Origin of the sequence: Desulfosporosinus sp. FKB (genome assembly GCF_002196705.1) — a bacterium.
Lineage (GTDB): Bacteria > Bacillota > Desulfitobacteriia > Desulfitobacteriales > Desulfitobacteriaceae > Desulfosporosinus.
Genome location: NZ_NADJ01000008.1, coordinates 57,937 through 82,738, shown reverse-complemented (window position 1 = coordinate 82,738; position 24,802 = coordinate 57,937). Strand labels below are relative to the sequence as shown.

Sequence of the window (24,802 nt, the reverse complement as noted above, 5' to 3'; positions counted from 1 at the left end):
GGATTACTATAATGTTCGTTTTTCCTCTTCTAGAGCAAATGCTTCAAGGATATCTCCTTCTTTAATGTCATTATATTTTTCGATTCCAATTCCACATTCAAAGCTCTCTAAGACCTCTTTGACATCATCTTTGAAGCGTCGCAGAGATTCCATTTCTCCTTCATGAACCACAATGCCATCCCTGATAACGCGTACCTTTGCCGAACGAAGAATTTTTCCTTCTGTTACCATACAACCGGCAACAGTTCCTGCTTTGGGAACTTTGAAAACTTGGCGAACTTCAGCTTTACCAAGAACAACTTCTTTAAAAGTTGGATCCAAGAGACCAGTCATAGCTGCCTTAACATCTTCAATGGCATCATAGATGACTCTGTAAAATCGTAAATCAACGCCTTCAAGATCTGCTGTAGCTTTCATATTGGAATCTGCCCGAACATTAAAGCCAATGATAATCGCGTTGGAGGCAGAGGCTAACATTATGTCATTTTCATTAATTGCACCAACACCGCCATGAATAGGATTTACGCGGACTTCATCCGTTGAAAGCCTCAATAGGGATTGTCTAAGGGCTTCTACTGAACCTTGAACATCGGCCTTAATGATGATATTGAGCTCTTTAATTTCTCCTTCTTTGATCTTATCAAAGAGGTCCTCCAAACTGACTTTTACGACAGTACGCTTTGACTCTTCAACCTTTCTTACTGCAGTCCGTGCCGAGGTAATTTGACGCGCTAATTTTTCATCAGCTACCACAGCAAAAGGCTCTCCGGCTTCAGGCACTTCTGACAGACCCTGTATTTCAACGGGCATGGACGGGCCAGCCTTTTTAACACGTCGGCCCTTGTCATCGACCATAGCTCGAATTCGGCCAAAGGCACAGCCTGCAACAGCAACATCCCCAACATTGAGTGTTCCCTTAGAGACAAGTACCGTGGCTATAGGTCCCTTTCCTTTATCCAGCTCAGCTTCGATGACGGTCCCTGCTGCCAGTCGGTTAGGATTGGCCTTAAGGTCACGAACTTCTGCAACGAGGAGTATCATTTCCAAAAGCTGCTCGATATTAACCTTTGATTTTGCCGATACGGGAACAGCAATCGTGTCTCCGCCCCATTCTTCGACCACTAATCCGTATTCGGTTAATTCTTGCTTAACTCTTTCGGGGGTAGCATTTTCCTTATCGATTTTATTAATAGCCACAATAATCGGGACTTCTGCGGCCTTGGCATGATTAATAGCTTCGACTGTTTGAGGCATAACTCCGTCATCAGCTGCAACCACAAGTACCGCTATATCTGTTACTTGAGCACCGCGTGCCCGCATTGCCGTAAAGGCTTCGTGACCGGGCGTATCTAAAAAGGTTATCTTCTGGCCATTAATCTCGACCTGGTAGGCACCGATATGCTGGGTAATCCCTCCAGCTTCGGAAGAAGTAACATTCGTAGTACGAATTGCATCCAACAGAGAGGTTTTTCCATGGTCAACATGCCCCATTACTGTAACCACCGGCGGGCGGAAAGCAAGGTCCTTCGGATCATCTTCTATATCTTCGATAACGGCTAAGGACTTTTCGGCTTTTACTTCAACGGTAACACCCATTTCATTGGCAAGAATAGTTGCTGTTTCCGAATCCAGTTCTTGATTGATTGTTGCCATAACTCCTAAATTCATAAGATGTTTTATGAGTTCTCCGGCTTTGCGGCTCATTTTAATGGCTAAATCTTGAACAGAGATTGATTCCTGAATGACAATGTGTTTTGGAGTAGTATCTTTAACTTCTTTCTTCGGCTGTTTTTGAGCGCGTCTATGGGGTGTGCGGAGCACACTTTCGCGTTCTTTTTCCATTTCGCGTTTTCGTTCATAGGCTTTATCCTGCGCCTTTTTGCTGGCTGGTGTTTGTCGTTTCACTTGTTCCGTTATTACCGGAGCTGCTGGGATACCTGCCCCAGCTCGGGCAGATGAAGAACGCGGGCCTTGAGATTGTCCCTGGTAGCCTGGACGAGGCCCTTGGGATTGTCCTTGGTAACCTTGTCTCGGTCCTTGGGATTGTCCCTGATAGCCCGGTCTCGGTCCTTGGGATTGTCCCTGATAGCCTTGTCTCGGTCCTTGGGATTGTCCCTGATAGCCCGGTCTCGGCCCTTGGGATTGTCCCTGATAGCCCGGTCTCGGCCCTTGGGATTGTCCCTGATAGCCCGGTCTCGGCCCTTGGGATTGTCCCTGGTAGCCTGGACGAGGCCCTTGGGATTGTCCCTGGTAACCTTGTCTCGGCCCTTGAGATTGTCCCTGGTAACCTTGTCTTGGCCCTTGAGATTGTCCCTGGTAACCTTGTCTTGGCCCTTGAGATTGTCCCTGATAACCTTGTCTCGGCCCTTGAGATTGTCCCTGGTAACCTTGTCTCGGCCCTTGAGATTGTCCCTGGTAACCTTGTCTTGGCCCTTGGGGTTGTCCTTGGTAACTGGGGCGTGGTCCTGGTGGTTGCCCTTGATAGCCTTGTCTCGGGCCTTGGGATTGCCCTTGGCCATGATATCCTGGGCGTGGGCTTTGAGTACCCGTGCGGGGTCCTTGAGAAGGTCCTTGGGCATTAGGCCGCGGACCTTGGTTATGGACTTGATTTGAACGAGAACCTTGCGGTTGTCCTTGATAAGCGGGACGTGACATTGAAGGCCGCCCTTCCGCTGTCCGTTCTTCTTGACCGATTTCAGATGTTTTAGTTTTTATTTCCTCAGAATTTTTGCGTTCAGAATGATCCAAATTTATCTCCTTTCCCTTCAGTTGATCCCTTAAACGATCTGCATCTTTTTGATCGACAGTACTTAAATGATTTTTAACATCTGTTCCTAAAGCTAAGAGTCTTGTAATCACTTCTTTACTGCTAAAGTTTAATTCCTTTGCTAATTCATGAACACGAATACTCATTTAACCACCCCCACATATTCGGCTCCCCCATTACGCTCCAAGCATCAGCTCCTTGCTAGTAAAATAGCTTTTGCAAACCCCTGATCTAATATAAGAACTGCTGAACGCGGCGAAAGTCCTATTGAATGCCCTAACTCGTGCTTAGTTCCAGTGACAACCACTGGCAGTTTTAAATCTTTTGCCCACTGATCAAATTTTTTATAAGCCCCTGGTGCATCTTCGGCCAAGATAAGGCAATATCCCTTCTTTTTTTTTAATAAAGCCTCAACTTGTGCTTCCCCGGAGGCTATTTTGCCTGCTCGGCGTGCGAGTCCCATTAAGGCCTGGATTCGTGAATTCACGGAGAAATCTTCCCTTCCAAATCTGCAAAAACCTTAGGATCAATATCCACTTCAAAGGCTTTTCTGAACCGATGCTCACGAACTGCCGTTCTAAAGCAAGTCAAGTCAGAGCAAATGTATGCTCCACGTCCATTCCTTTTCCCCGTGGAATCGAGTTCAACAGTTCCTTCTGGAGTTCTAACGATTCTCAGAAGCCCTTTTTTAGGTTTCATTTGTTGACAACCCAAACACATCCGCATGGGAACTTTCCGTGTTTTCATACCTTCACCCTCCCAATTTCATTATTTCTTCTCAGAAGTAATGGTTTCGTTCAAATCGTCCTCAGACACCCAATCCAAGATATCATCCATGTCTTGATCGGATAGTTGTTTAATCGATTCCTCGTTATATTCGTCAGAGTTTTGAAATTCGTTAGTATCATCATTATCTAAAGCCGACTCATCTTCAACGTATTCCTGTTCGTCATCCTGACTTTGATCTATATCTGCAAATTCATCATATTCCATATACTCTTCATATTCGCCGTAGTCCTCAAAATTTTCGCCCCCATCCTCTGGGTTTTCCGAAACAAGGTTTAAAGCAACTGCTTGAGATTCGCTTTTAATATCGATCTTCCATCCTGTTAATTTAGCGGCTAAACGGGCATTTTGCCCTTCCTTGCCAATAGCAAGAGATAACTGATAGTCGGGAACAACAACGACAGCTACTTTCTCATTAGTTTTCGGATAAACTCCCACAACCTTAGCCGGTGAAAGGGCATTAGCGACAAATTCATGAGGGTCGGTGGAAAAATTAACGATGTCAATTTTTTCCCCTTTTAACTCCGTGACGATGGTCTGAACTCTCGTTCCTTTCGGCCCAACACAAGCTCCAACCGGATCGACATTAGAATCCCGCGAATAGACTGCAATTTTGGAGCGGGCGCCCGCCTCTCGGGAAACGCCTTTTATTTCAACAACCCCATCGTGAATCTCCGGTACTTCCAATTCAAATAAGCGCTTTATCAGACCCGGATGAGTCCGTGACAGCATAATTTGGGGACCTTTCGTGGTTTTTTTAACTTCCACAACATAGGTTTTTATTCTCTCAAAGGATTGGTAAACCTCACCGGGAATTTGTTCTTGTGCCGGTAATACCGCCTCGACTTTACCTAAGTCAACGATAACATTCTTCTGTTCATATCGCTGTACAACGCCAGTAACAATATCGCCTTCCCGATTAACATACTCATCATAAATCATACCTCGTTCAGCTTCTCTGATACGCTGAACGACAACCTGTTTGGCTGTTTGAGCTGCAATTCGTCCAAAATCACGCGGCGTTACTTCATACTCAACGATATCTTCAAGCTGATAGCTAGGATTAATTTTTTGAGCATCGTCCAAACTGACTTGAGTTCGCGAATCTTCAACATTTTCCACGATCGTTTTGCGAGCGAATACTTTAAACTCTCCCGTCATGCGGTCGATAAGAACTCGTACGTTTTGTAAAGACCCGAAATTCTTCTTGTAAGCGGAAATTAGTGCGGCTTCAATAGCCTCAAATAAAATCTCAGCAGAAATTCCCCGCCCTTTTTCCAATTCATGAAGAGCCTCGATGAAGTCCATATTCATTTTTCCTTGTTCCTCCTTATTCTATTGTCCCTAACTAATCTAAAAATCTAATGCTAGGTGAGTATTCTTCGCCAAGGCACGCGGAATCGAAATCCGATTATTTTCATGCTCTAAGACAATTTCGCCGTCTATAAGGCCTACCAGATTACCGGTGAATTCATTGTATCCTTGAACCAGCGACGTCGTATGTACTGTAACTAACCTTCCCTGGAAACGGATAAAATCTCCGTCTTTTTTAAGAGGCCGTTCCAGGCCGGGAGAAGAAACTTCTAACATATACGCCTGAGGAATTGGGTTTTTCTCGTCAAGCATATCACTCACGGCGTGACTCATCTCAGCACAATCGTCCATATCCACGCCCCCCTCTTTATCAATAAAGAGACGCAAATACCAATGTGCACCTTCTTTTATGTACTCAACATCGACTAATTCAAGCCCTTTTTCTTTAGCATATGGCTCAACTAGCAACGCGATTTGTTGTTCCAAGGAATCATTCATATTAAGCGCCCCTTTATCAATTTAGCTAAGGAGAAAAGAAGGTTCTCAGTATATTTTAACGAAAATGTTCTCGAGTTATTCTCAGTTAATACTTTCCGATAGGGAACAAACGAAGGAGCGGGCTACTACCCACTCCTTTCCAACAATCACTACAAATTCCTTATATTAATATAGCATATCCATCCAACATGTGCAACCTTAGAACCATGTCATTTTGCTCCCCCTAAAGAGACGATCAAAATGACATGCCTTTTTCAATAATAGCTTTGACCTGCCCAGCAGCATCATTTAGAGAAACTAAGCGTATATCGCCGCCTTTTCGTTCTTTAAGCTCAACTTGTCCATTGGCTAGTGCCTTACTTCCAATGGTGATACGTAAGGGATAGCCAACTAAATCTGCATCTTTGAACTTAACACCCGCTCGTTCATCCCGATCATCTAAAATAACTTCAACTCCCAAGCTTTGAAGTTCTTGATAGAGTTTTTCAGTAGCTTCAGCCACTTGAGTATCTTTCGTGCTTACCGGTACAAGAATACAATGATAAGGTGCGATCGGTATTGGCCAAATGATCCCCGATTCATCATAATTCTGCTCAATCGCAGACGCCATTGTACGACTCACACCAACGCCATAGCATCCCATGACGCAAGGCTTTTCCACACCGTTTTCATCTAAGAATGTTGCCCCCAAAGCTTTACTGTACTTGGTTCCAAGTTTAAAGACTTGACCAACTTCAATGCCCCGAGCCTCTTTGAGAGAAGCCCCGCAATTCGGGCATGCTTCTCCTGGAACAATAGTCCTTAAATCATGAATCTGATCAATCCGCAGTTCTGTTTTCGGATTGATACCGACAAGATGATAATCGTCCTTATTGGCGCCACAAACAGCATATTCCATTAATGGGACCTCTTGATCAGCAATAACCAATAAACTTGGCGGTACTTCAACAGGACCGACGGAACCTGGGGCACATCCCAATAGTTTCTTTACAGTCTCTGGCGAAGCGAGTTGGAGAGAAATAAACCCACCTAAGGCATTATTTATCTTGATCTCATTGAGCTCCCGATCTCCGCGAACGAGTACGAGGAAAAGTTTGTCATCTCCTTGATAAAGCAGGGACTTAATCAAGCTGGTTGCCGGGATTTTTAAGAAATCTGAGGCTTCGTCAATCGTTTTTACACCAGGCGTGTGCACCAATTGACGTTTTCCCTCTTCTGCTTTAGCTTGTACAGGCTGAGGCCGACACTCTGCTTTTTCAACATTTGCTGCATAGTTACAATCCGGACAATAAACAACAGAGTTCTCGCCCGAATCAGCCAACACCATAAATTCATGGGTACCGCCTGTACCGCCAATCGCTCCCGCATCGGCTTCAACGGGACGGTAGGCTAAACCACAGCGAGAAAAAATCCGGCAATAGGCATCGTACATTTTCTGATAACTAACATCAAGACCTGCTTCATCGCGGTCAAAGGAATATAAGTCTTTCATAATGAATTCCCGTCCGCGCATCAAACCAAAGCGAGGGCGACGTTCATCCCGATATTTATTTTGAATCTGGTAGAGAAGAATTGGCAGTTGTTTATAAGAGCGAATTTCTCCCCGAATTAGATCAGTAATAATTTCTTCATGAGTCGGTCCCAGGCAGAACTCTCTCTGATGACGGTCCTTTAAGCGAAACATTTCTTCGCCGTAAACGTCCCAGCGTCCGCTTTCTCGCCATAATTCCGCAGGCTGCATAATTGGCATCAATACTTCTTGCCCGCCTTTACTATCCATTTCTTGACGAACTATAGCTTCAATCTTTTTTAAGACTCGTAAACCAAGGGGCAAATAGGTATATACTCCCGCAGCAGATTTGCGTATTAAGCCCGCTCGAAGCATCAATTGATGACTAATAATTTCCGCTTCAGCAGGTACCTCACGCAGAGTTGGATTTAATAATTGACTAACGCGCATTTATAGCCATTCCTTTCCATTATGTAACAATAATAGGTATCTATCCCCAGCTAATGCCCCCACTTCTATGAAGTAAGGGGGATTCCGAGATCACTGCTTTTTGTGGGCTGACACGTAGCTTTCAATTTCTTTAAGTAAGGCCGGCAAGAGCTCCTCTTCACTAAGACTAGCGACAATTTCTCCCTTTCGGAATAAAAGTCCTTTTCCCTTGCCTCCGGCGATTCCTAAATCAGCATCGCGAGCTTCACCGGGGCCATTAACTGCACAGCCCATAACGGCAACTTTCAAAGGTTTATCTAAAGGAGGAAGCTGCGAAAGCCGTTCCTCCACTTTTTCGGCCAAGGCCGCCAGATCAACTTGAGTTCGTCCACAAGTAGGACAACTGATTAAATCAATGCTCCGTTGTCTTAACCCAAGAACATGCAATATTTCAAGCGCGACGGGAATCTCGTGCACAGGATCACCAGTTAAGGATACTCGAATGGTATCTCCGATTCCTTCAGCAAGTAACGTACCAATGCCAACCGCTGATCTTACCACACCAGAGCGAACTGTTCCCGCCTCAGTGACACCTAAATGTAAGGGGTAATCAACACATTCTGATATTTGGCGATAAGCTTGCAGCATTATGGGAACGGAAGAGGCTTTCAAGGAAACTTTTATCTTATCATAACCTTCGTCTTCCAGGAGCCGTATATGTCTAAGAGCACTTTCCACCATTCCGGCAGCCGTTGGTTCCCCATATTTTTCTAAAATCTCTTTTTCCAATGATCCCCCATTGACTCCAATACGAATAGGAACTTGCCGTTCTTTTGCCGCTTTCACAACTTCTTGAACCTTCCAGCGAGCACCAATATTTCCCGGATTGAGGCGCAAACCGTGGATTCCCTGCTCAAGTGCTCGAATGGCCAGGCGATAGTCAAAATGAATGTCGGCAATGGTCGGGAGAGGACTTGCAAGGACAATAGCATTCAAAGCCTCTGCTGCATCCATGTCCAAAACGGCAAGCCGCACAACTTCACACCCGGCTTGAGCCAAGTTATTAATCTGCAGCAGTGTCTTCTCCACGTCACGTGTATCCGTATTAGTCATAGATTGTACAACGACAGGAGCTCCACCGCCAATAACTACAGAGCCTATCTGCACCGGTTTCGTTTTCTTTCTTTGCAACATATTGCCTCCAGATTCTCTCTTCGTCTACCCGGCCTTAACAAAAAGGCGCACCACATCTTTGTAAGTAACAGCAATCATTAAGGCCATGAGCAAAACAAACCCCACCAGATGAATCATATTTTCTTTTTCTGGGTTTAAGGGTTTCCCTCGTAAACCTTCAAACAGCAAGAAAACAAGTCTGCTTCCATCCAACGCCGGAATCGGAAACAAGTTAATAAGACCTAATTGAATGCTTAAGACCCCAGTTAAACCAAGTAAATTGGACAGCCCTTCGTGAGCGCCTTCTCCGATTGCTTGGGCAATCATTACAGGGCCACCCACGTCAGCGGGAATTTTACCCGTAACCATTTGGGTTAATGTCACCACAATGAACTTTGTAAAGTCTAAGGTGCGCTGCAGTCCGAATCCCGTTGATTGAAGAATTGACGCGTGCATATAAACGACTTGCGGCGCAATTCCAATCATCCCATACCCTGTTTGGGCATCTTTCTCCGTCTTGATCGAAACAACATGAGTCTTATTTCCCTTGGCACCTTCGATGGTAAGGGCGAGTTGTTGATTCGGTTTGCCGTGAATAACTTCAGTCAGACGATTCCAATCGGGTGTAGGTTCTTGGTTTACTGCCAGAATTTTATCGCCAGGCTGTATCCCAGCGGATGCTGCAGGTTTTCCGCTGACAAGAGAACCAATAGCGTTGCTGTTGCTCTGAGTCGGCACTCCCAGATAGGCAAAAACACCGACAAACAAGACAATCGCTAAAACAAAATTCATGAGCGGGCCCGCAGCTATTACCGCCATGCGCTGCCAGACCGGCTTGTTCATAAAGCTTTGTTCATCATCAACAGGGGCTATGATTGTTCTCCCTTGTTCATCGATTTCCGCGTCCATACCGTGAAGTTTTACAAATCCCCCCAGAGGTATAAGCCTCCAGGCATAGAGAGTGTCCTTCCCTTGATACCCAATAATTTTAGGGCCAAAGCCAAAACTGAACTCTATAACTCTCACACCGATTAATTTAGCAACCATATAATGACCAAACTCATGAATCATGACCATACTTCCAAAAACGAAAATAATGGCGAGCGCTGTAGTCACATTTAACCCTCCTTTATCTCGACATCCAAAAACCTTCGGCCATCTATGATAAAACCCATAGATAGAAGTTTTTTGAGTTCACAGTCATGAAACGTTACAATGTTTTTGAAATACTCATTAACTAGGCCGAATAAAAACCAATACCAACCCTAAAGGAGTTCTAAGGTACGGCCTCGTGCCCATGTGTCTGCATCGAGTATACTTCCCAATTCCGGATGATCTAAAACATGATGCTCAGAACAGACCTTTTCCACAATCTTGTAAATTTTAAGATAGCTTAGTTTATTTTGCAGAAAAGCCGATACGGCAACCTCATTTGCTGCATTCATAACTGCAGGAAGCGTTCCGCCTCTTCGTCCTGCCTTATAGGCTAAAGTTAAAGCCGGAAAGCCTTCCAAATCGGGCTCGAAAAACGTAAGAGTTTTCCCCCTTAGATCGAGTCGCTCAAAGGGATTTTTCCAGCGCGTCGGATAACTCAAAGCATATTGTATTGGTAAGCGCATATCCGCTTTTCCTAATTGGGCTAGAACAGAGCCATCACGATATTGCACCATAGAATGAACAACACTTTGTGGATGGATAAGAACTTCAATGTGGTCATAATCGACAGCAAATAAATGATGAGCCTCTATGACTTCGAGTCCTTTATTCATCATAGTAGCAGAATCGATGGTGATCTTTGCTCCCATAGACCAGTTTGGATGACGTAATGCCTTTTCAAGGGTGACATTCGCCAACTCCTGCTTGGACCAGCCAAAAAAAGGGCCTCCTGAGGCGGTCAAAATTATAGTTTCGATGGTTTCAGGATTCTCTTCAAGGCACTGGAAAACAGCCGAGTGTTCGCTGTCGACAGGAATAATCGGGCAATTCATGGCTTTTGCTTTCGCCATAACCAACTCTCCGCCGGCTACCAAGGTTTCCTTATTAGCCAAAGCGATTGCCTTTCCGGCTTCAAGAGCCGAAAGAGTCGGTTCCAGCCCAATACGCCCGGAAAGCGCAGTAACGACGGTATCCACTTCTTGGGCAACTACCGAGTTTATCATACCGTCCATGCCCTGCATGACTCTTATCGATGTATCCGACAATCGTTCCCGAAGTTCGCGAGCCGCACCTTCATCCATCATAACTACAACAGCCGGATGAACAGAACGGGCCTGCTCTTCTATTAGTTTTACATTTTTATCAGCTGCCAAAGCATGAACCTTTAGCTGCCCCTCCGAATGGTGAACAACGTCCAAGGTTTGACGTCCGATTGAGCCTGTTGAGCCTAAGATGGTTAGCGTTTTCAACTCAAACATCATCTTCTTCCTGTTAATAACTGGTTTAAGTGACCCTCCTGAGCCTTTAATCCCTACGCCCAAAAATTCCGACTTTACGTAACGCCTCATAACTAATGACGATACCCGGACCGACCAAAATGCCAACGAATCCTAAAAGCTCAAGTCCGACATACATAGATATCAATGTAGGCAGAGGGTGCAGTCCAATTCCCTGAGACATGATTTTAGGCTCCAGAAACTGCCGAACCACAACCGTAACAACCCACATAATCAGGACCTTAAGAGCTGCACCGAAAGAGCCCAGAATTAACAAGCCGATAATCCAGGGGCCGAATAAGAGACCCGTTCCTACAATGGGAACGGCGTCTAATAATCCTGCTAAGACACCTAAGGTAACCGCATACCTGTTCCCAATAATCAGAAGGCCGATAATCGTTGAAAATGCCGTAACCGACATCAGAATTGCCAAAGCCCGAATATAGCCGACAACCGCAGCCCCTAAGTCCTGACTAACTGCCTGAGCGCTGACATGCCAGCGGCGCGGAAAAAGATTTGAGATAAACTGCCGGACATTAGGATAGCTGGAACTCATCATTAACGTTCCCACGAGTGAGACAACCATAACAATAAAGACACGAGGCAAAGCAGTAAGAAAGCCAAGCAAAAATAAGCTCCCGGATTTTGCCCATTCTTGAAGCATTCTTGCGAGGCTCTCAGTGGATGTGGTCAAAGTACTTTGGATCTGAGGATTAACAGTCACATACTTTTCGATGGTATCAATTTGATGAGTCACCAAACTTACTAAATAACCATAATTAGGAAGAGTAACCGCTAATTCAGATAGCTCGGTGTAGAGCCTGGCAACAATTAAGAAGACAAAAAGACTAAGAACAGCAATGGCTAGAATTAACGTAAGAATCGCAGCAAAGGGCCGTCGTATATGAATGACGTGCATAATTCTGACGACCAAGGGTTCGAGCAAAAAAGCAAGAATAAGCGCTATTATAAAAGGTAAAAACGCACCAAAGGCCTCCCCCAAAACCTCGCCAAAGACAGGCAAAAACACTTGAAAAAAATAGGTAAAAATCTTCAATAGGATTAGAATACTCGTTACCAGAGCAAGTCTATTAAGATTAGTCCACAAAGGATGCTTTTGGTCTATGCTCATAACTCTCACCTCACGACAGCAAAATCACACCATAATATACCAATGGAAGAGCAAAAATCAGGCTGTCAAACCGATCTAAGATCCCTCCGTGTCCCGGTATTATGCTTCCAGAATCTTTAACCCCCGCAGTTCGCTTTAAAGCTGATTCGAAAAGATCACCAATTTGAGCACTAATGCCAATCGTAATTCCTAAAACAAAATACGTAAGAAATGCTGCGTCATTCGCTAAGCGCCAAAACAAAAGAGCGACGAGAACACTTGACAACAATCCGCCAATGGAACCTTCGACAGTTTTCTTAGGGCTAACCTGAGGAGCTAACATATGTCTGCCAAATCCTCTTCCAATAAGGTATGCACCAGTATCCGTCGCCCATACCAAAAAAAATGTCAGAAGGGTCCACTCTAAACCATGAGGAAGTTGGCGCAGTAAGTATAAATGGGATAGCAAAACTGTTGAATACATGACAGCTAAAAAATTAAAACTAGCTTCAGTGAGGGGTGTCTCCGGGTAAGTCAGAGCAAGACGGCCAAAGGTAATAAGCAGCCAGAATATAATAGCTGTTGACATCCACTCAGAGCCGTACCTGAAAACAATGACGAGCCAGCCAACTGTCGCCAGGGCAGTCAGTATATTCCAAACCTTCATGCCCATATGTTTGCCTATGCGCAAGAACTCGCGCAAACCTAATAAGGCCAGCACTGCCACAAGAAAAGCTGTATAAGGGCCGCCCAAATACGTCAGTCCTAAAAGAAGCGGAGCACCAATCAAGGCACTAATGGTTCGTTTAAACATCACAATTTCCTCAATTTGTATGTATTCCGCCAAAACGGCGATCTCTTTTCTGGTATACTTTTATCGCCTCTATTAAGGAGTTTTCTCCAAAGTCTGGCCAGAACTCCTCAACAACCATAATCTCAGTATAAGCCAGCTGCCATAAGAGAAAATTACTTAATCTCATTTCACCCGAAGTTCTTATTAATAAATCAGGGTCAGGAAGTCCGCCCGTAAAAAGCTTATCGCTAAAGATTTTCTCATCAATATCGTCAATCTTTTGTTTTCCTTCTAAAACATCTTGGCTCATTTTCTTGACCGCATCAATAATCTCGGAGCGTCCACCGTAATTTAAGGCCAGATTAAGGACTAACCCTGAATTGTTTTTAGTGCGCTCTACGGCACGTTCTAATTCATGTTGTGCTTCCAGAGGAAGATCCTTAAGTATCCCAATGGCTCGAATGACAACATTATTTTGATGCAGTTCTTCGAGTTCCTTTCTGAGATATTCGGTTAACAACTTCATTAATATGCCAACTTCATCCTTAGGTCTGCTCCAGTTTTCCGTCGAAAATGCATAGACTGTCAGGACTTCAATTCCTAATTTAGAACAAGTCTTAACTATTTTGCGCAAGGCTTCAACACCTGCTCGATGTCCCATCGAACGAGGCAAGGCACGTTTCCGGGCCCAGCGCCCATTCCCATCCATGATAATAGCAATATGACGAGGGAGGCAGTCCATAGCGACCTGGTCTGGTAAACTATCTTTCGTTTGGTTCCAAGATTTGAACCACATTATTCCACCTCATAATATGATATTCGATTCCCAAACAGATCGGTCAGAATCACATAGAGAGGTCAAAGACCCCCTTAACAATTAGGGGGTCGATGCTCACAGCGTAAGTACTTCTCATGGGCCAAAATAACATCTACTCGATCTTCAGATTCCCGCAGGCGAACAACTCGTAAGCTGCCCCCCGTTTCCATTTTACCACGCGGATAAGTGATTTGGAAAGCATACGGTTTATCCAAAGCTTCAAGATCTCTTCTTACTTCATCCCAACTTAATCCATACCACGAAAATGTCATACTTCGGTGATTTCGCTTTCCTTAGTTTCCATGACATGTTCAATTTCTTTAATAATTCGGTCAGTAATTTTTTGAACCTCATCCTGTGCACGTTTAACTTCATCTTCTGAGGCTTCATGATCTTTTTCTAATTTTTTTAATTTATCATTAACATCCCGGCGGACATTTCTTACAGCAACTCGTGCATCCTCAGCTTCTTTTTTAACTTTCTTTACAATTTCTGCTCTGCGTTCAGCGGTTAGTTGTGGAATCAGCAGACGAATTACGCTGCCGTCACTTGAGGGATTAAGTCCAAGATCAGATTTCAAAATGGCCTTTTCGATGACAGGCAAAACTGATCTGTCCCAAGGTTGAATTACGAGCAGCCTTGGTTCCGGAGCAGAGACATTAGCTAGTTGATTAATTGGTGTAGGGGCACCATAATATTCAACCATAACCTTATCCAAGACGTTCGGATTAGCTCGACCGGCACGTATCGATCCATATTCTTTGCGCAGAGCGTCAACTCCTTTACGCATTCGCTCTTCCGCATCCTTAATTACCTCAGAGATCATTGACTATCCCTCCCAACATATGTTCCGATTGATTCACCGAGAACGACTCGCTTAATATTGCCTTCTTTTGTTAAATCAAAGACGATGACAGGAATATTATTATCCATACAGAGTGACGTCGCCGTAGAATCCATAACCCCTAAACCCCTGCTTAGAACTTCAAGATAACTGAGACGATCGAATTTCTTAGCCTGGGGATTCTTTACAGGATCAGAATCGTAAACGCCATCAACCTTCTTAGCCATCAGTATGACTTCTGCTTCAATCTCAGCTGCACGCAGTGCCGCTGTTGTATCAGTGGAAAAATAAGGATTCCCTGTTCCGGCGGCAAAAATTACAATACGACCTTTTTCCATATGGCGAATCGCTCGTCGGCGGATATAGGGTTCTGCCACTTGACGCATTTCAATGGCTGATAACACTCGGGTATCAGAGCCTGCTTTTTCTAAAGCATCTTGAAGGGCCAGAGCATTCATCACTGTCGCCAGCATTCCCATGTAATCAGCAGTAGCCCGATCCATTCCCTGAGCACTTCCGGCGATTCCACGCCAGAGATTACCGCCGCCGACAACCACGCAAACTTCTACTCCCATAGCTCTGATCTCCGCCACTTGCCTGGCGACGGTGACTAACATATTATGTTCAAGACCAAACCCTTGATTTCCTGCTAACGCTTCTCCACTTATTTTCAGGATGACTCGACCATATTGCGGTTTTTCCATGGATAACCTCCAAATAATCCTTTTTCAAGTAAGTACTGAGTCACTTTATATTCGAAAAAGAGAACACCAGGGTGTTCTCTAGATGAATTTTCTAACAATTATCGATTAATTTCTTTCATGACTTCTGAAGCAAAATCCTCTTGCCGTTTTTCAATACCTGCACCTAATTCATAGCGAGTAAAGCGACGAATAACAATTCGTTCCCCGATTTTAGCAGTTTTATCAAGTACTAAATCGCTAATGGTCTTATCAGGATCTTTGACAAAAGCTTGTTCCATTAAACATACTTCTTTATAATATTTCTCGATACGTCCTTCAACCATCTTTTCGATGATTTTTTCCGGCTTCCCTTCATTAAGAGCTTGAGCCTTCAAAATATCTCGCTCATGCTGCAGGACATCTGCAGGAACCTCTTCTTTGTTGAGATATTGAGGATTTGCAGCAGCGATATGCATAGCAACATCCTTAACCAGTAATTTAAATTCCTCTCCGCGAGCCACAAAGTCTGTTTCACAATTCACTTCCAGGAGTACTCCGATGCGTCCGCCTCCATGGATATAGGACTCAACAGTTCCTTCTGCGGCAACTCGTCCTGCTTTTTTCGCTGCAGCCGCTAATCCTTTTTCACGTAAAAAGTCACTAGCCTTATCCATATCACCATTACACTCAGTTAAAGCCTTTTTGCAATCCATCATTCCTGCGCCGGTACGTTCACGTAACTCTTTAACCAGCGCTGCCGTAATTTCAGCCATAATCAACCCTCCGAATTCAATACACAATGCTCAGGGCACGTGCCGATATTTGATTATTTGCAATAGTTTTTAGCGCAAAATTCGAGGCGCGAACTTCGAAATTTCGCGCCTCGAACTTCGAATTTCGAGTTTTATCCTTCAGCTGCTTCTCCGGTTTCCGCTGCTTCTTCAGCTTCATCCACACTGCCTTGTTGTCCTTCAATAATTGCATCAGCCATTTTAGCAGTCAGCAATTTAACGGCACGAATGGCATCATCGTTAGCCGGAATTACAACATCAATCTCATCAGGGTCACAGTTCGTATCAACAATGGCAACTATCGGAATATTTAAACGGCGTGCCTCTGCCACTGCAATGCGTTCTTTACGAGGATCAACGATGAATAACGCATCCGGAAGTTTCTTCATATTCTTAATACCGCCTAAGAAACGCTCCAATTTCTCCATCTCATGGCGAAGTGCAGACACTTCTTTCTTAGTGAGTACTTCGAAAACTCCCTCAGTTTCCATTCTTTCCAGTTCGCGCAAACGGTCAACCCTTTTTTGAATTGTTTGGAAGTTCGTCAGCATTCCTCCGAGCCAACGTTCATTAACGAAAAACATGCCACAACGTTCAGCTTCTTCTTTAACAGACTCCTGAGCCTGTTTTTTAGTGCCGACAAAGAGCATAGTTCCTCCATCGGTGGCCAGGTTACGGACGAAATTATAAGCTTCGTCAACCTTTTTTACAGTTTTTTGCAAATCGATGATATAGATTCCATTACGTTCTGTAAAAATATAACGGGCCATCTTAGGATTCCAGCGACGTGTTTGGTGTCCAAAATGAACACCGGCTTCCAGCAATTGCTTCATAGAGATAACTGCCATTTTTTCATACCTACTTTCTTTTGTTTTTTCCTCCGCAGGTTCATCCCCGAACGCCCTTTGTCCTTACAAAGAACAGCGCTCCAATCCCACTGCGTGTGTCAATAAACCACACTGAGAATAGATTAGCATAATACTAACCTTAATGCAATGAAAAACAAACCTAATTCATAAGATCCGACAGTGCAAAAACCTAACGTAAAGGCAACATTAGCAACCGATGATAAAGATCATTCATTTAATCCTAGATAGTTCTGTAAATTCGATCGCAGTTTATGCTCCCGAATAAAATTCTCCAAGTCGCTCATGAGTTCCGGGAAAGGAAAGTAAAATTCACTTAAGTAGAAAAAGACATCTCCTGTGCGAATTTGCGCAACTTCTTGTCCCTTTCCGTCAAAATAAAAAGCAACTCGACGGATGTCTTTCGGTTCAAGAACGTGTTTTCCTAATAAGGAGCTGAAGATAATCTGCTCTTCTTTGATGAGAACACGTTTACTCTTACCGATAACCCATAAGGAGAGAATGCCAAGAACACTAAGACAATATATCCCTATGAGTACGTTTAGTTCCATACTCGGAAACTTGTGAAATAAAAAGATACACCCCAAAAGTATAGGGTAAAGGACGAGAAAGAAGAGGCCAGGGATGACAAGCGGTCTCAATTGGTAAATATATTCATGCTCATCCACGAAAACCACCTCCGGCACATCAGTTTACTTTGCATGTTTGATGTGTTTATCCAATTCGTCGAGAAGATAATCATTCAAAACTCGAATATAAGTTCCCTTCATTCCCAAGGACTTAGACTCAATAACTCCGGCCGATTCAAACTTACGGAGAGCATTAACAATAACCGAACGAGTAATCCCAACTCGATCAGCAATCTTGCTGGCTACCAATAGTCCCTCTCCTCCGCCTAATTCAGCAAAGATATGTTCAACAGCTTCAAGTTCGGAGTAAGATAAAGTACCAACAGCAATTTGTACTGCCGCTTTTTTGCGGGCTTCCTCTTCAGCGCGTTCAGCTTTAACCCTTAAAATTTCCATTCCCACGACTGTTGCACCATATTCGGCAAGAACAAGATCTTCTTCCTTAAATTCTTCATCATATTTAGCCAAAACAAGAGTCCCAACTCTTTCGCCTCCGCCTAAAATTGGAACGACGGTTGTTACTTTATTGTTGAAATGGCATGGCGTATTGCAGTCAAAGATGCACCCGTTAGCAACTTGAGTGGTGTTCGTCTTTGTCTCGCTGATTTTCATAAGTCCGTCATTGTAGCTTTCAGGGAAGCGCTCGGAATGCATAACGATTTCATCCATCGTCCCACAAACGAAGTGGTTCATAAAGCTATAGCCTAAGATTTTCCCCCGACGTCCGACAATATAACAATTAGCAATAATGGCTTGGCGAAGCACCTTAGCCATTTCTTCAAAATCAACGGGATTTCCAGCAGCACGCTGAATTAATTTATTGATAGCTCTTGTTTTTTCTAATAATTGTTCCATAAGTTTTTTGTCCTCCTTAACTTGCTTCGGATTTTAGATTATAAAATATAACGCGCCAAATCTTGGTTTTGAATTACATTACCCAAACGATGCTGAACGTATTCTCGATTGATCGTTACGGTGTAATCTTCAGGAAGTTCAGACGCTTCAAAGGACAGCTCCTCCAAAACTTTTTCAATAATTGTATGGAGGCGTCGCGCGCCAATATTTTCAGTGGTAGAATTTACTTTATAGGCAACTTCAGCTAATTCATCAATAGCATTCTCTGTAAATTCCACTCTTATCCCTTCTGTCCCTAACAAAGCACTATATTGCTTAATTAACGACGATTGAGGTTCAGTTAGGATACGTTTGAAATCTGCAACACTTAAAGATTCTAATTCAACCCTGATGGGGAATCTTCCTTGCAGTTCCGGAATAAGATCTGAAGGTTTGCTGAGATGAAATGCCCCGGCAGCGATGAAAAGAATATGATCAGTTTTGACTGGACCATATTTGGTAACTACAGTTGAACCTTCGACGATGGGAAGAATATCTCGCTGTACTCCGCCCCTCGATACATCGGGACCTCCGGAACCTTCGCGCCCGGCAATCTTATCAATTTCATCCAAGAAGACAATACCCTCATGTTCAGTCCTGTGAATGGCTTCGTTAACAGCCTCATCTTGATCAATTAAATTTTGAGTTTCTTCGTTGATTAAAATTTTGCGTGCTTCTTTGACACTTACTTTTCTCTTTTTATGCCGTTTAGGCAGTATCCCGGACACCATATCCTGAATATTCAGGCCCATCTCCATCATATTATTCCCTAACATATCCGATAGGGGTGTCGTCTCTTCAACGGAAATCTCAATAATTTTCTCTTCCAGTTCTCCACTTCGCAGACGTTCCGCTGCCAGCGCCCGCTCTTTATCAAGCTCTGGAGTGATATTATCGTCCTTCTCCGTCTCCGAAGATTGTCCAAACAGCATCTGGAAGGGATTCGCTGAGGATTTTTCAGAATGTTTTCCGGGAACCAGGAGTTCAAGTAAACGTTTCTCAGCGTTGATTGCGGCCTGTGTCTGAACCATTTCTGCACGTTCAGACTTGACCATCCGTAAGGCAATTTCTACTAAGTCCCGGATAATAGCCTCTACATCACGGCCCACATATCCCACTTCGGTAAATTTTGTTGCCTCGATTTTAATAAAAGGAGCTCGAACAAGTTTCGCTAAGCGTCTGGCAATCTCTGTTTTGCCGACACCAGTAGGACCGATCATTAAGATGTTTTTGGGAATGATATCATCCTGCAACTTTTCAGGCAGCAAAGAACGCCGATAGCGATTGCGCAAAGCAACTGCAACAGCCCGTTTACCGGCATCTTGTCCAACAATATAGGAGTCCAATTCACGGACAATTTCTCGAGGAGTTAAGCTTTCCATGGTATCAATATCACCCCCTATAACTCTTCAACCATAATTTGTTCATTGGTATAAACACAAATCCCGGCAGCTACAAGCATTGATTCTCTAACAATTTCCGCCGGTGTAAGGTTTGTATGCTTAACTAAGGCGCGAGCAGCAGCTAAAGCATAGTTTCCTCCCGAACCAATAGCGGCAATACCATCATCGGGTTCAATGACTTCCCCAGATCCGGAAACAATTAAGAGATTTTGGCTATCTGCGACTAAGAGCAAGGCCTCAAGATTCCTAAGCATTTTATCCATACGCCATTCCTTAGCCAGCTCAACAGCTGCTCGTTGCAGGTTCCCATGATATTCTTCGAGTTTTTGCTCGAATTTATCAAAAAGTGTAAAAGCATCCGCTACTGAGCCTGCAAATCCGGTAATTACCTTACCGTGAAATAAGCGGCGCACTTTCCGGGCTTTATGTTTCATCACAGTGGCCTGCCCGAAGGTTACTTGCCCATCTCCCGCGATGGCAACATGCTCCCCTCTTTTCACTGCGACAATCGTCGTTGCATGAAACATGATAACTCCTCCTTTATGCAGTTTACTAGGGCATTTTCCGCGTGTCAAGTCAATTGTAGACAATTTGCAACTTTTTGTGAAAATTTATTTTTCTAATGGGTCAATAGTTGTTTTTGCTCGAGGATGTGCCTTTCCGTAAACCTCTTTTAAACGTTCACGGGTCAGGTGAGTATAAATCTGAGTTGATGTTAGTTTTTGATGTCCAAGCAATTCTTGAACACTCCTCAAATCTGCTCCGCCGTCTAAGAGATGAGTAGCAAAAGAGTGCCTGAGCATATGCGGATTCACATGCTGTTCTAAAGACACTCTCGTTACTAGCTTATCCAAAATCCGGCGCACAGAACGATCTGTCAAACGTGTCCCTTGATAATTTAAGAGGAGAGCTTCATGGTTGTCACCGCGCATATTCAGATAGTGATTAACCGCTTCGCGCGCATAATTTGTAATGGGCACAACCCTTTCCTTATTTCCCTTGCCCAAAACCCTAATCAATCCGCCGTCTAAATCCAGACTCTCACGATTTAAACTAACAAGTTCGCTAACTCTAAGCCCTGAGCCGTATAGAAGTTCCATAATCACTTGATCTCGTGCACCGAGAAGCTGTGTACAATCAGACGCATGAAGCAAACCCTCAACTTGATCAAGATAGAGAAAATGCGGGAGTTTTCTTCCCACCTTGGGACTTGCGATTCGCTGTATCGGATTCATCTGCAGTATCCCTTCACGACATAAAAACTTAAACAACGATCTTAAAGCAGCAAGTTTACGAGCCATACTTTTGCGTGACAGTCCTTGGTCTGTTAGTATCCCCAAAAAACTACGAGCAATATAAACGTCGATCTGATCAACCCTTAGGTTTTCAGGTTCTTGCCCCAACTCCAAAGCCGCAAAACGAAAAAATTGCCCCAGATCGTTTTGGTATGCTATAACCGTATGTTCGGACCGGTTTTGAGAATGCTGATAGCCCGCAAACAAACTTAGGGCCTCATCGGCTAACACCTGCCAGCCTCCTCTAAGTTTTCTCGAGAACAGAACTCACGCAAAGAGTCCAGAGCTCGCTGAGAAATTCTGCTATTTTTTTCTCGCTTATTTCGTATCCGTTCACTCAAAGGTGGCAACAAACCAAAATTAATATTCATTGGCTGAAAGCTCTGACTGGGTGAACCCTCAAGATGCCTTGCCAATCCCCCCAACGTTGTTTCCGGCGGAAACACTAAGGTTTCCATCTGCTGTAAACGCCTCCAGGCATTAAGACCTGCCAAAAGACCGCTGGACGCGGATTCCACATACCCTTCCACACCGGTAATTTGCCCTGCAAAGAAAAGTGATGGTTTGCCCTTGAGGCTAAAGTCTGCTCTGAGGACTTTGGGAGCATTTAAAAAAGTATTGCGGTGCATCACGCCAAAGCGTGCAAACTCGGCTTTTTCCAGACCAGGTATCAAAGAAAATACTCGTTTCTGTTCACCCCATTTAAGATGGGTTTGAAAGCCTACCAAATTCAAAAGGGTTCCCGTCTGATTCTCCTTGCGCAGCTGAACAACCGCAAAAGGTTTTTTATCTGTTCGAGGATCTTGAAGGCCAACAGGCTTGAGCGGTCCAAAGGTTAAGGTTTGAATGCCGCGCTTAGCCATGACTTCGACAGGCAGGCAGCCTTCGAATACCTCTCCCTGCTCAAAGCCTTGAACTTCAGCTGTTTCCGCACTGGTCAGTTCTTGATGAAACAATTCATAGTCTTCCTTGGACATAGGACAATTAAGATAATCTGCTTCACCTTTGTTATATCTCGAAGCCCAAAAGGCCTTGCTCATATCGATAGATTCATAGGTTACAATGGGGGCAGCTGCATCATAAAAGGAAAGGGCTTCCTCGCCGGTTAAACGGGAAATATCCCTCGCTAAATCATCTGAAGTCAGCGGGCCACTGGCTGCGATCACAATTCCTTCCTCTGGCAGAGAACGAACTTCCTCCCTGTGAATAGTAACATTAGGATGTTCCATTAATCGCTGCGTAATCTCCTTGGAAAACAAACTCCGGTCAACTGCCAGAGCACCCCCGGCAGGCACCATGGTGTGATCGGCAGCGCTCATAATTAACGAATCTAAGCGCCGCATCTCTTCTTTTAATAAACCAACGGCATTCTCCAATCCTGCTGCACGCAGCGAATTGCTGCAAACTAATTCTGCAAACCATTCAGTATGGTGAGCAGGGGTAAATTTAACAGGTCTCATTTCAAATAAGTCTACCTTCACCCCGCGTTTGGCAAGCTGCCAAGCAGCTTCTGAGCCTGCCAGCCCTCCACCGATAACAGTAACATTTTGCATATTAAAACTCCCCTATCCCTGCAGATGACTTACTCTTCTTCGATGATCCTCGTAAATCGGCATTCCGGATTTGTACATACATACTTCTTTTGCCGCTTGGACGTCTTGATTACCATCATTTGCTGACATTCCGGACAAGGTTCAGGAGCCGGCATTTCCCACGAAACAAAATCGCACTCAGGGTAAGAGCTGCAGCCAAAAAACTTACGGCCTTTCTTTGAACGCCGCAGAACAAGGGGTTTGTCACATTTAGGACAATTTGCACCAACTTGTTCTAAAAATGGCTTTGTATTTCGGCACTCCGGAAATCCGGGACAAGCTAAGAATTTACCATATCGCCCCATCTTAATAACCATATTGCGTCCGCAATTCTCACAAATCTCCTCTGATACCTGATCCTCAATTTTTACTTTTCCAATGCGTTCCTCGGCCAGAGCAAGAGTCTCGGAGAAAGGCAGGTAATATTCTTGTACAACAGACTTCCAGGGAACCCTTCCTTCTTCGATAAGATCGAGTTTTTCTTCCAAATTCGCCGTAAATTCTAGGTTTACGATGTCAGGGAAATGCTCTTTAAGAAGAGAAATAACGATGTCTCCCAGTTCCGTTGGAATCAATTGCTTTTCTTCTTTGACAACATAACCTCTGGTTTGGATAGTTTCAATTGTGGGCGCATAGGTACTCGGCCTTCCAATGCCTTCCTCTTCTAACTTCCGCACCAAGGAAGCCTCGGTATAGCGCGGCGGCGGCTCTGTAAAATGTTGTTTTTCTTGCAATTGAATAAGTTTAAGAGGTTCGCCTGGTAAAACAGAAAAAGTCAGTGAACTTTGTTCATCATCCAGGACGTCTTCCTCATCTTTTCCTTCCTCATAAACCGCTAAAAAGCCCGGGAAACGGATCGTTGAGGTGTTGGCCCGGAAGAGGGCATCGCCTACAAGGATATCGACGGTCAAAGTATCCATAATAGCTGCGCTCATTTGACTGGCAATAAACCGCTCCCAGATCAAACGGTACAAACGTAATTGATCACGTGACAAAATCCCTTTCACCGATTCAGGAGAACGCAGCGGAAGGGTAGGCCGAATCGCTTCATGGGCCTCTTGAGAACGACCCTTATTAGTAAACTGACGAGGTTCCGAGGGATAATAATCATTTCCATAATGAGCTAAGATCCACTCTTTCGCTTCGCTTTGGGCAACTTCAGCCACTTTAACTGAGTCAGTACGCATGTAAGTAATAAGTCCGACAGTACCTTCCTTACCTAAGTCAAGACCTTCATAAAGCTGTTGTGCTAACATCATTGTACGTTTCGGTGAAAAGCTTAGTTTTCGATGAGCTTCTTGCTGTAAGCTGCTCGTCGTGAAAGGCGGTGCGGGCTGCTTTTTCTTTTCTTTGGCTCGAACGTCTGAAACGTTATACTCTTTCCCCTTAATGTCCTCCAGAATCATTTCCATTTCAGCTTTGGAGGAAATAGATATTTTTTTATCCGCCTTTTTTAATAGTTTTGCCCCAAATCTACCACCCTTAGACTCAAGATTCGCAGTTAAACTCCAGTATTCTTCTGACACAAAAGAGCGAATTTGTTCCTCCCGATCCTCGACGAGGCGAACAGCTACAGATTGGACTCGACCGGCACTTAAGCCCTTTTTAATTTTTCTCCAGAGCAAAGGACTTAATTGGTAACCCACTAATCTATCTAAAACCCGACGAGCCTGTTGGGCATCCACCCGATCCGCATCAAGTTCACGAGGGTGTTTTATGGCTGCCTGGATTGCAGACTTCGTAATTTCATGAAATTCAATACGGTTCTTTTCTCCTTGCTTAAGGCCTAACAGGAAAGAAAGATGCCAGGCGATTGCTTCCCCTTCACGGTCCGGGTCAGAAGCAAGAAAAATTTTTTCAGCGCCTTTAGCAGCTGAACGTAAATCTTTAATTAAATCTCCACGACCACGAATAGCAATATATTTCGGCTCATAATCATGATCTAAATCAACTCCTAACTGACTTTTAGGTAAGTCCCGCAAATGTCCCATTGAAGCTTTTACGGTATAACGATTTCCCAGAAATTTGCTGATTGATTTAGCTTTGGCTGGAGATTCTACTATTACAAGCGTTTTCGACATAATTTCACCTCAAATAAACTTAAGAGCCTTGTTGATTTGTTTTCCAAACGATCAACTTGCTATAGTTTCCCATTGATTTACTGGTTTTGCAAAT

24 protein-coding genes are annotated in these 24,802 nt (G+C 44.1%); all 24 read right to left on the bottom strand.

The genetic code is table 11. The features are described from left to right. Positions 1 to 6: 6 nt before the first annotated feature. Positions 7 to 2,913 (bottom strand): translation initiation factor IF-2, encoded by a 2,907-nt coding sequence (infB, locus tag B5Y67_RS01420; protein ID WP_088224803.1) that lies wholly within the window; start codon positions 2,911 to 2,913, stop codon positions 7 to 9. A gap of 44 nt (positions 2,914 to 2,957) precedes the next feature. Then, complete coding sequence (locus tag B5Y67_RS01415; RefSeq protein WP_088187461.1) at positions 2,958 to 3,254, bottom strand: ribosomal L7Ae/L30e/S12e/Gadd45 family protein; 297 nt, start codon at positions 3,252 to 3,254, stop codon at positions 2,958 to 2,960. Continuing rightward, positions 3,251 to 3,514, bottom strand: coding sequence for a YlxR family protein (locus B5Y67_RS01410; protein ID WP_088224802.1), 264 nt, complete (start codon positions 3,512 to 3,514; stop codon positions 3,251 to 3,253). The genes B5Y67_RS01415 and B5Y67_RS01410 overlap by 4 nt, the downstream gene beginning before the upstream one ends. Positions 3,515 to 3,535: 21 nt before the next feature. After that, complete coding sequence (gene nusA / locus B5Y67_RS01405) at positions 3,536 to 4,867, bottom strand: transcription termination factor NusA (protein ID WP_088224801.1); 1,332 nt, start codon at positions 4,865 to 4,867, stop codon at positions 3,536 to 3,538. 39 nt (positions 4,868 to 4,906) lie between these two features. Then, on the bottom strand, positions 4,907 to 5,365 hold the full coding sequence (gene rimP, locus B5Y67_RS01400) for a ribosome maturation factor RimP (RefSeq protein WP_088224800.1): 459 nt from the start codon (positions 5,363 to 5,365) through the stop codon (positions 4,907 to 4,909). 235 nt (positions 5,366 to 5,600) lie between these two features. Further along, positions 5,601 to 7,325, bottom strand: a complete 1,725-nt coding sequence (locus tag B5Y67_RS01395) for a proline--tRNA ligase (RefSeq protein WP_088224799.1) — start codon at positions 7,323 to 7,325, stop codon at positions 5,601 to 5,603. A 90-nt stretch (positions 7,326 to 7,415) separates the two neighbouring features. After that, positions 7,416 to 8,495, bottom strand: coding sequence for a flavodoxin-dependent (E)-4-hydroxy-3-methylbut-2-enyl-diphosphate synthase (gene ispG / locus B5Y67_RS01390; protein WP_088224829.1), 1,080 nt, complete (start codon positions 8,493 to 8,495; stop codon positions 7,416 to 7,418). 27 nt (positions 8,496 to 8,522) lie between these two features. Then, a complete protein-coding gene (rseP, locus tag B5Y67_RS01385) occupies positions 8,523 to 9,593 on the bottom strand; it encodes an RIP metalloprotease RseP (protein ID WP_088224798.1) in 1,071 nt (356 codons plus the stop codon). Between the two features lie 149 nt (positions 9,594 to 9,742). Next, on the bottom strand, positions 9,743 to 10,882 hold the full coding sequence (locus B5Y67_RS01380; protein WP_088224828.1) for a 1-deoxy-D-xylulose-5-phosphate reductoisomerase: 1,140 nt from the start codon (positions 10,880 to 10,882) through the stop codon (positions 9,743 to 9,745). A gap of 55 nt (positions 10,883 to 10,937) precedes the next feature. Continuing rightward, entirely contained in the window at positions 10,938 to 12,041 is a 1,104-nt protein-coding gene (gene ytvI / locus B5Y67_RS01375; protein ID WP_088224797.1) for a sporulation integral membrane protein YtvI, read from the bottom strand. Between the two features lie 10 nt (positions 12,042 to 12,051). Next, a complete protein-coding gene (locus tag B5Y67_RS01370; RefSeq protein ID WP_088224827.1) occupies positions 12,052 to 12,834 on the bottom strand; it encodes a phosphatidate cytidylyltransferase in 783 nt (260 codons plus the stop codon). A 10-nt stretch (positions 12,835 to 12,844) separates the two neighbouring features. Then, positions 12,845 to 13,609, bottom strand: coding sequence for an isoprenyl transferase (locus tag B5Y67_RS01365; RefSeq protein ID WP_088224796.1), 765 nt, complete (start codon positions 13,607 to 13,609; stop codon positions 12,845 to 12,847). Between the two features lie 74 nt (positions 13,610 to 13,683). Then, positions 13,684 to 13,845: a hypothetical protein gene (locus B5Y67_RS01360; protein ID WP_242975770.1), complete on the bottom strand. Its 162-nt coding sequence runs from the start codon at positions 13,843 to 13,845 to the stop codon at positions 13,684 to 13,686. Between the two features lie 53 nt (positions 13,846 to 13,898). Then, positions 13,899 to 14,456, bottom strand: coding sequence for a ribosome recycling factor (gene frr, locus B5Y67_RS01355; RefSeq protein WP_088224794.1), 558 nt, complete (start codon positions 14,454 to 14,456; stop codon positions 13,899 to 13,901). Continuing rightward, on the bottom strand, positions 14,453 to 15,178 hold the full coding sequence (gene pyrH, locus B5Y67_RS01350; RefSeq protein ID WP_088224793.1) for a UMP kinase: 726 nt from the start codon (positions 15,176 to 15,178) through the stop codon (positions 14,453 to 14,455). The genes frr and pyrH overlap by 4 nt, the downstream gene beginning before the upstream one ends. 98 nt (positions 15,179 to 15,276) lie before the next feature. Next, positions 15,277 to 15,930, bottom strand: coding sequence for a translation elongation factor Ts (gene tsf, locus B5Y67_RS01345; protein WP_088224792.1), 654 nt, complete (start codon positions 15,928 to 15,930; stop codon positions 15,277 to 15,279). A gap of 131 nt (positions 15,931 to 16,061) precedes the next feature. Beyond that, positions 16,062 to 16,796 (bottom strand): 30S ribosomal protein S2, encoded by a 735-nt coding sequence (gene rpsB, locus B5Y67_RS01340; RefSeq protein ID WP_088224791.1) that lies wholly within the window; start codon positions 16,794 to 16,796, stop codon positions 16,062 to 16,064. A 227-nt stretch (positions 16,797 to 17,023) separates the two neighbouring features. After that, positions 17,024 to 17,482 carry a hypothetical protein gene (locus B5Y67_RS01335; RefSeq protein WP_088224790.1) on the bottom strand — a complete coding sequence of 153 codons (459 nt, stop codon included), beginning with the start codon at positions 17,480 to 17,482 and terminating at the stop codon, positions 17,024 to 17,026. Between the two features lie 24 nt (positions 17,483 to 17,506). After that, entirely contained in the window at positions 17,507 to 18,298 is a 792-nt protein-coding gene (codY, locus tag B5Y67_RS01330) for a GTP-sensing pleiotropic transcriptional regulator CodY (protein ID WP_047811196.1), read from the bottom strand. Between the two features lie 38 nt (positions 18,299 to 18,336). After that, positions 18,337 to 19,719: an ATP-dependent protease ATPase subunit HslU gene (gene hslU, locus B5Y67_RS01325; RefSeq protein ID WP_088224789.1), complete on the bottom strand. Its 1,383-nt coding sequence runs from the start codon at positions 19,717 to 19,719 to the stop codon at positions 18,337 to 18,339. A gap of 17 nt (positions 19,720 to 19,736) precedes the next feature. Continuing rightward, a complete protein-coding gene (hslV, locus tag B5Y67_RS01320; protein ID WP_088224788.1) occupies positions 19,737 to 20,267 on the bottom strand; it encodes an ATP-dependent protease subunit HslV in 531 nt (176 codons plus the stop codon). 84 nt (positions 20,268 to 20,351) lie between these two features. After that, the gene (gene xerA, locus B5Y67_RS01315; RefSeq protein ID WP_088224787.1) at positions 20,352 to 21,266 is read right to left on the bottom strand and encodes a site-specific tyrosine recombinase/integron integrase; all 915 of its coding nucleotides are present in this window, start codon (positions 21,264 to 21,266) and stop codon (positions 20,352 to 20,354) included. Then, positions 21,260 to 22,588, bottom strand: a complete 1,329-nt coding sequence (gene trmFO, locus B5Y67_RS01310; protein ID WP_088224786.1) for a methylenetetrahydrofolate--tRNA-(uracil(54)-C(5))-methyltransferase (FADH(2)-oxidizing) TrmFO — start codon at positions 22,586 to 22,588, stop codon at positions 21,260 to 21,262. Before trmFO ends, xerA begins: the two co-directional genes overlap by 7 nt. Positions 22,589 to 22,617: 29 nt before the next feature. Then, complete coding sequence (topA, locus tag B5Y67_RS01305; RefSeq protein WP_088224785.1) at positions 22,618 to 24,708, bottom strand: type I DNA topoisomerase; 2,091 nt, start codon at positions 24,706 to 24,708, stop codon at positions 22,618 to 22,620. Positions 24,709 to 24,802 lie beyond the last annotated feature (94 nt).

Excerpts from the sequence above, each read along its gene's own strand:
- rimP (WP_088224800.1), bottom strand. The coding sequence starts at position 5,365 with ATGAATGATTCCTTGGAACAACAAATCGCGTTGCTAGTTGAGCCATAT.
- pyrH (WP_088224793.1), bottom strand. The coding sequence starts at position 15,178 with ATGGAAAAACCGCAATATGGTCGAGTCATCCTGAAAATAAGTGGAGAA.
- frr (WP_088224794.1), bottom strand. The coding sequence starts at position 14,456 with ATGATCTCTGAGGTAATTAAGGATGCGGAAGAGCGAATGCGTAAAGGA.
- trmFO (WP_088224786.1), bottom strand. The coding sequence starts at position 22,588 with ATGCAAAATGTTACTGTTATCGGTGGAGGGCTGGCAGGCTCAGAAGCT.
- ytvI (WP_088224797.1), bottom strand. The coding sequence starts at position 12,041 with ATGAGCATAGACCAAAAGCATCCTTTGTGGACTAATCTTAATAGACTT.
- topA (WP_088224785.1), bottom strand. The coding sequence starts at position 24,708 with ATGTCGAAAACGCTTGTAATAGTAGAATCTCCAGCCAAAGCTAAATCA.
- tsf (WP_088224792.1), bottom strand. The coding sequence starts at position 15,930 with ATGGCTGAAATTACGGCAGCGCTGGTTAAAGAGTTACGTGAACGTACC.
- B5Y67_RS01365 (WP_088224796.1), bottom strand. The coding sequence starts at position 13,609 with ATGTGGTTCAAATCTTGGAACCAAACGAAAGATAGTTTACCAGACCAG.
- B5Y67_RS01370 (WP_088224827.1), bottom strand. The coding sequence starts at position 12,834 with ATGTTTAAACGAACCATTAGTGCCTTGATTGGTGCTCCGCTTCTTTTA.
- hslU (WP_088224789.1), bottom strand. The coding sequence starts at position 19,719 with ATGGAAAGCTTAACTCCTCGAGAAATTGTCCGTGAATTGGACTCCTAT.
- codY (WP_047811196.1), bottom strand. The coding sequence starts at position 18,298 with ATGGAACAATTATTAGAAAAAACAAGAGCTATCAATAAATTAATTCAG.
- nusA (WP_088224801.1), bottom strand. The coding sequence starts at position 4,867 with ATGAATATGGACTTCATCGAGGCTCTTCATGAATTGGAAAAAGGGCGG.
- infB (WP_088224803.1), bottom strand. The coding sequence starts at position 2,913 with ATGAGTATTCGTGTTCATGAATTAGCAAAGGAATTAAACTTTAGCAGT.
- B5Y67_RS01395 (WP_088224799.1), bottom strand. The coding sequence starts at position 7,325 with ATGCGCGTTAGTCAATTATTAAATCCAACTCTGCGTGAGGTACCTGCT.
- hslV (WP_088224788.1), bottom strand. The coding sequence starts at position 20,267 with ATGTTTCATGCAACGACGATTGTCGCAGTGAAAAGAGGGGAGCATGTT.
- B5Y67_RS01410 (WP_088224802.1), bottom strand. The coding sequence starts at position 3,514 with ATGAAAACACGGAAAGTTCCCATGCGGATGTGTTTGGGTTGTCAACAA.
- rpsB (WP_088224791.1), bottom strand. The coding sequence starts at position 16,796 with ATGGCAGTTATCTCTATGAAGCAATTGCTGGAAGCCGGTGTTCATTTT.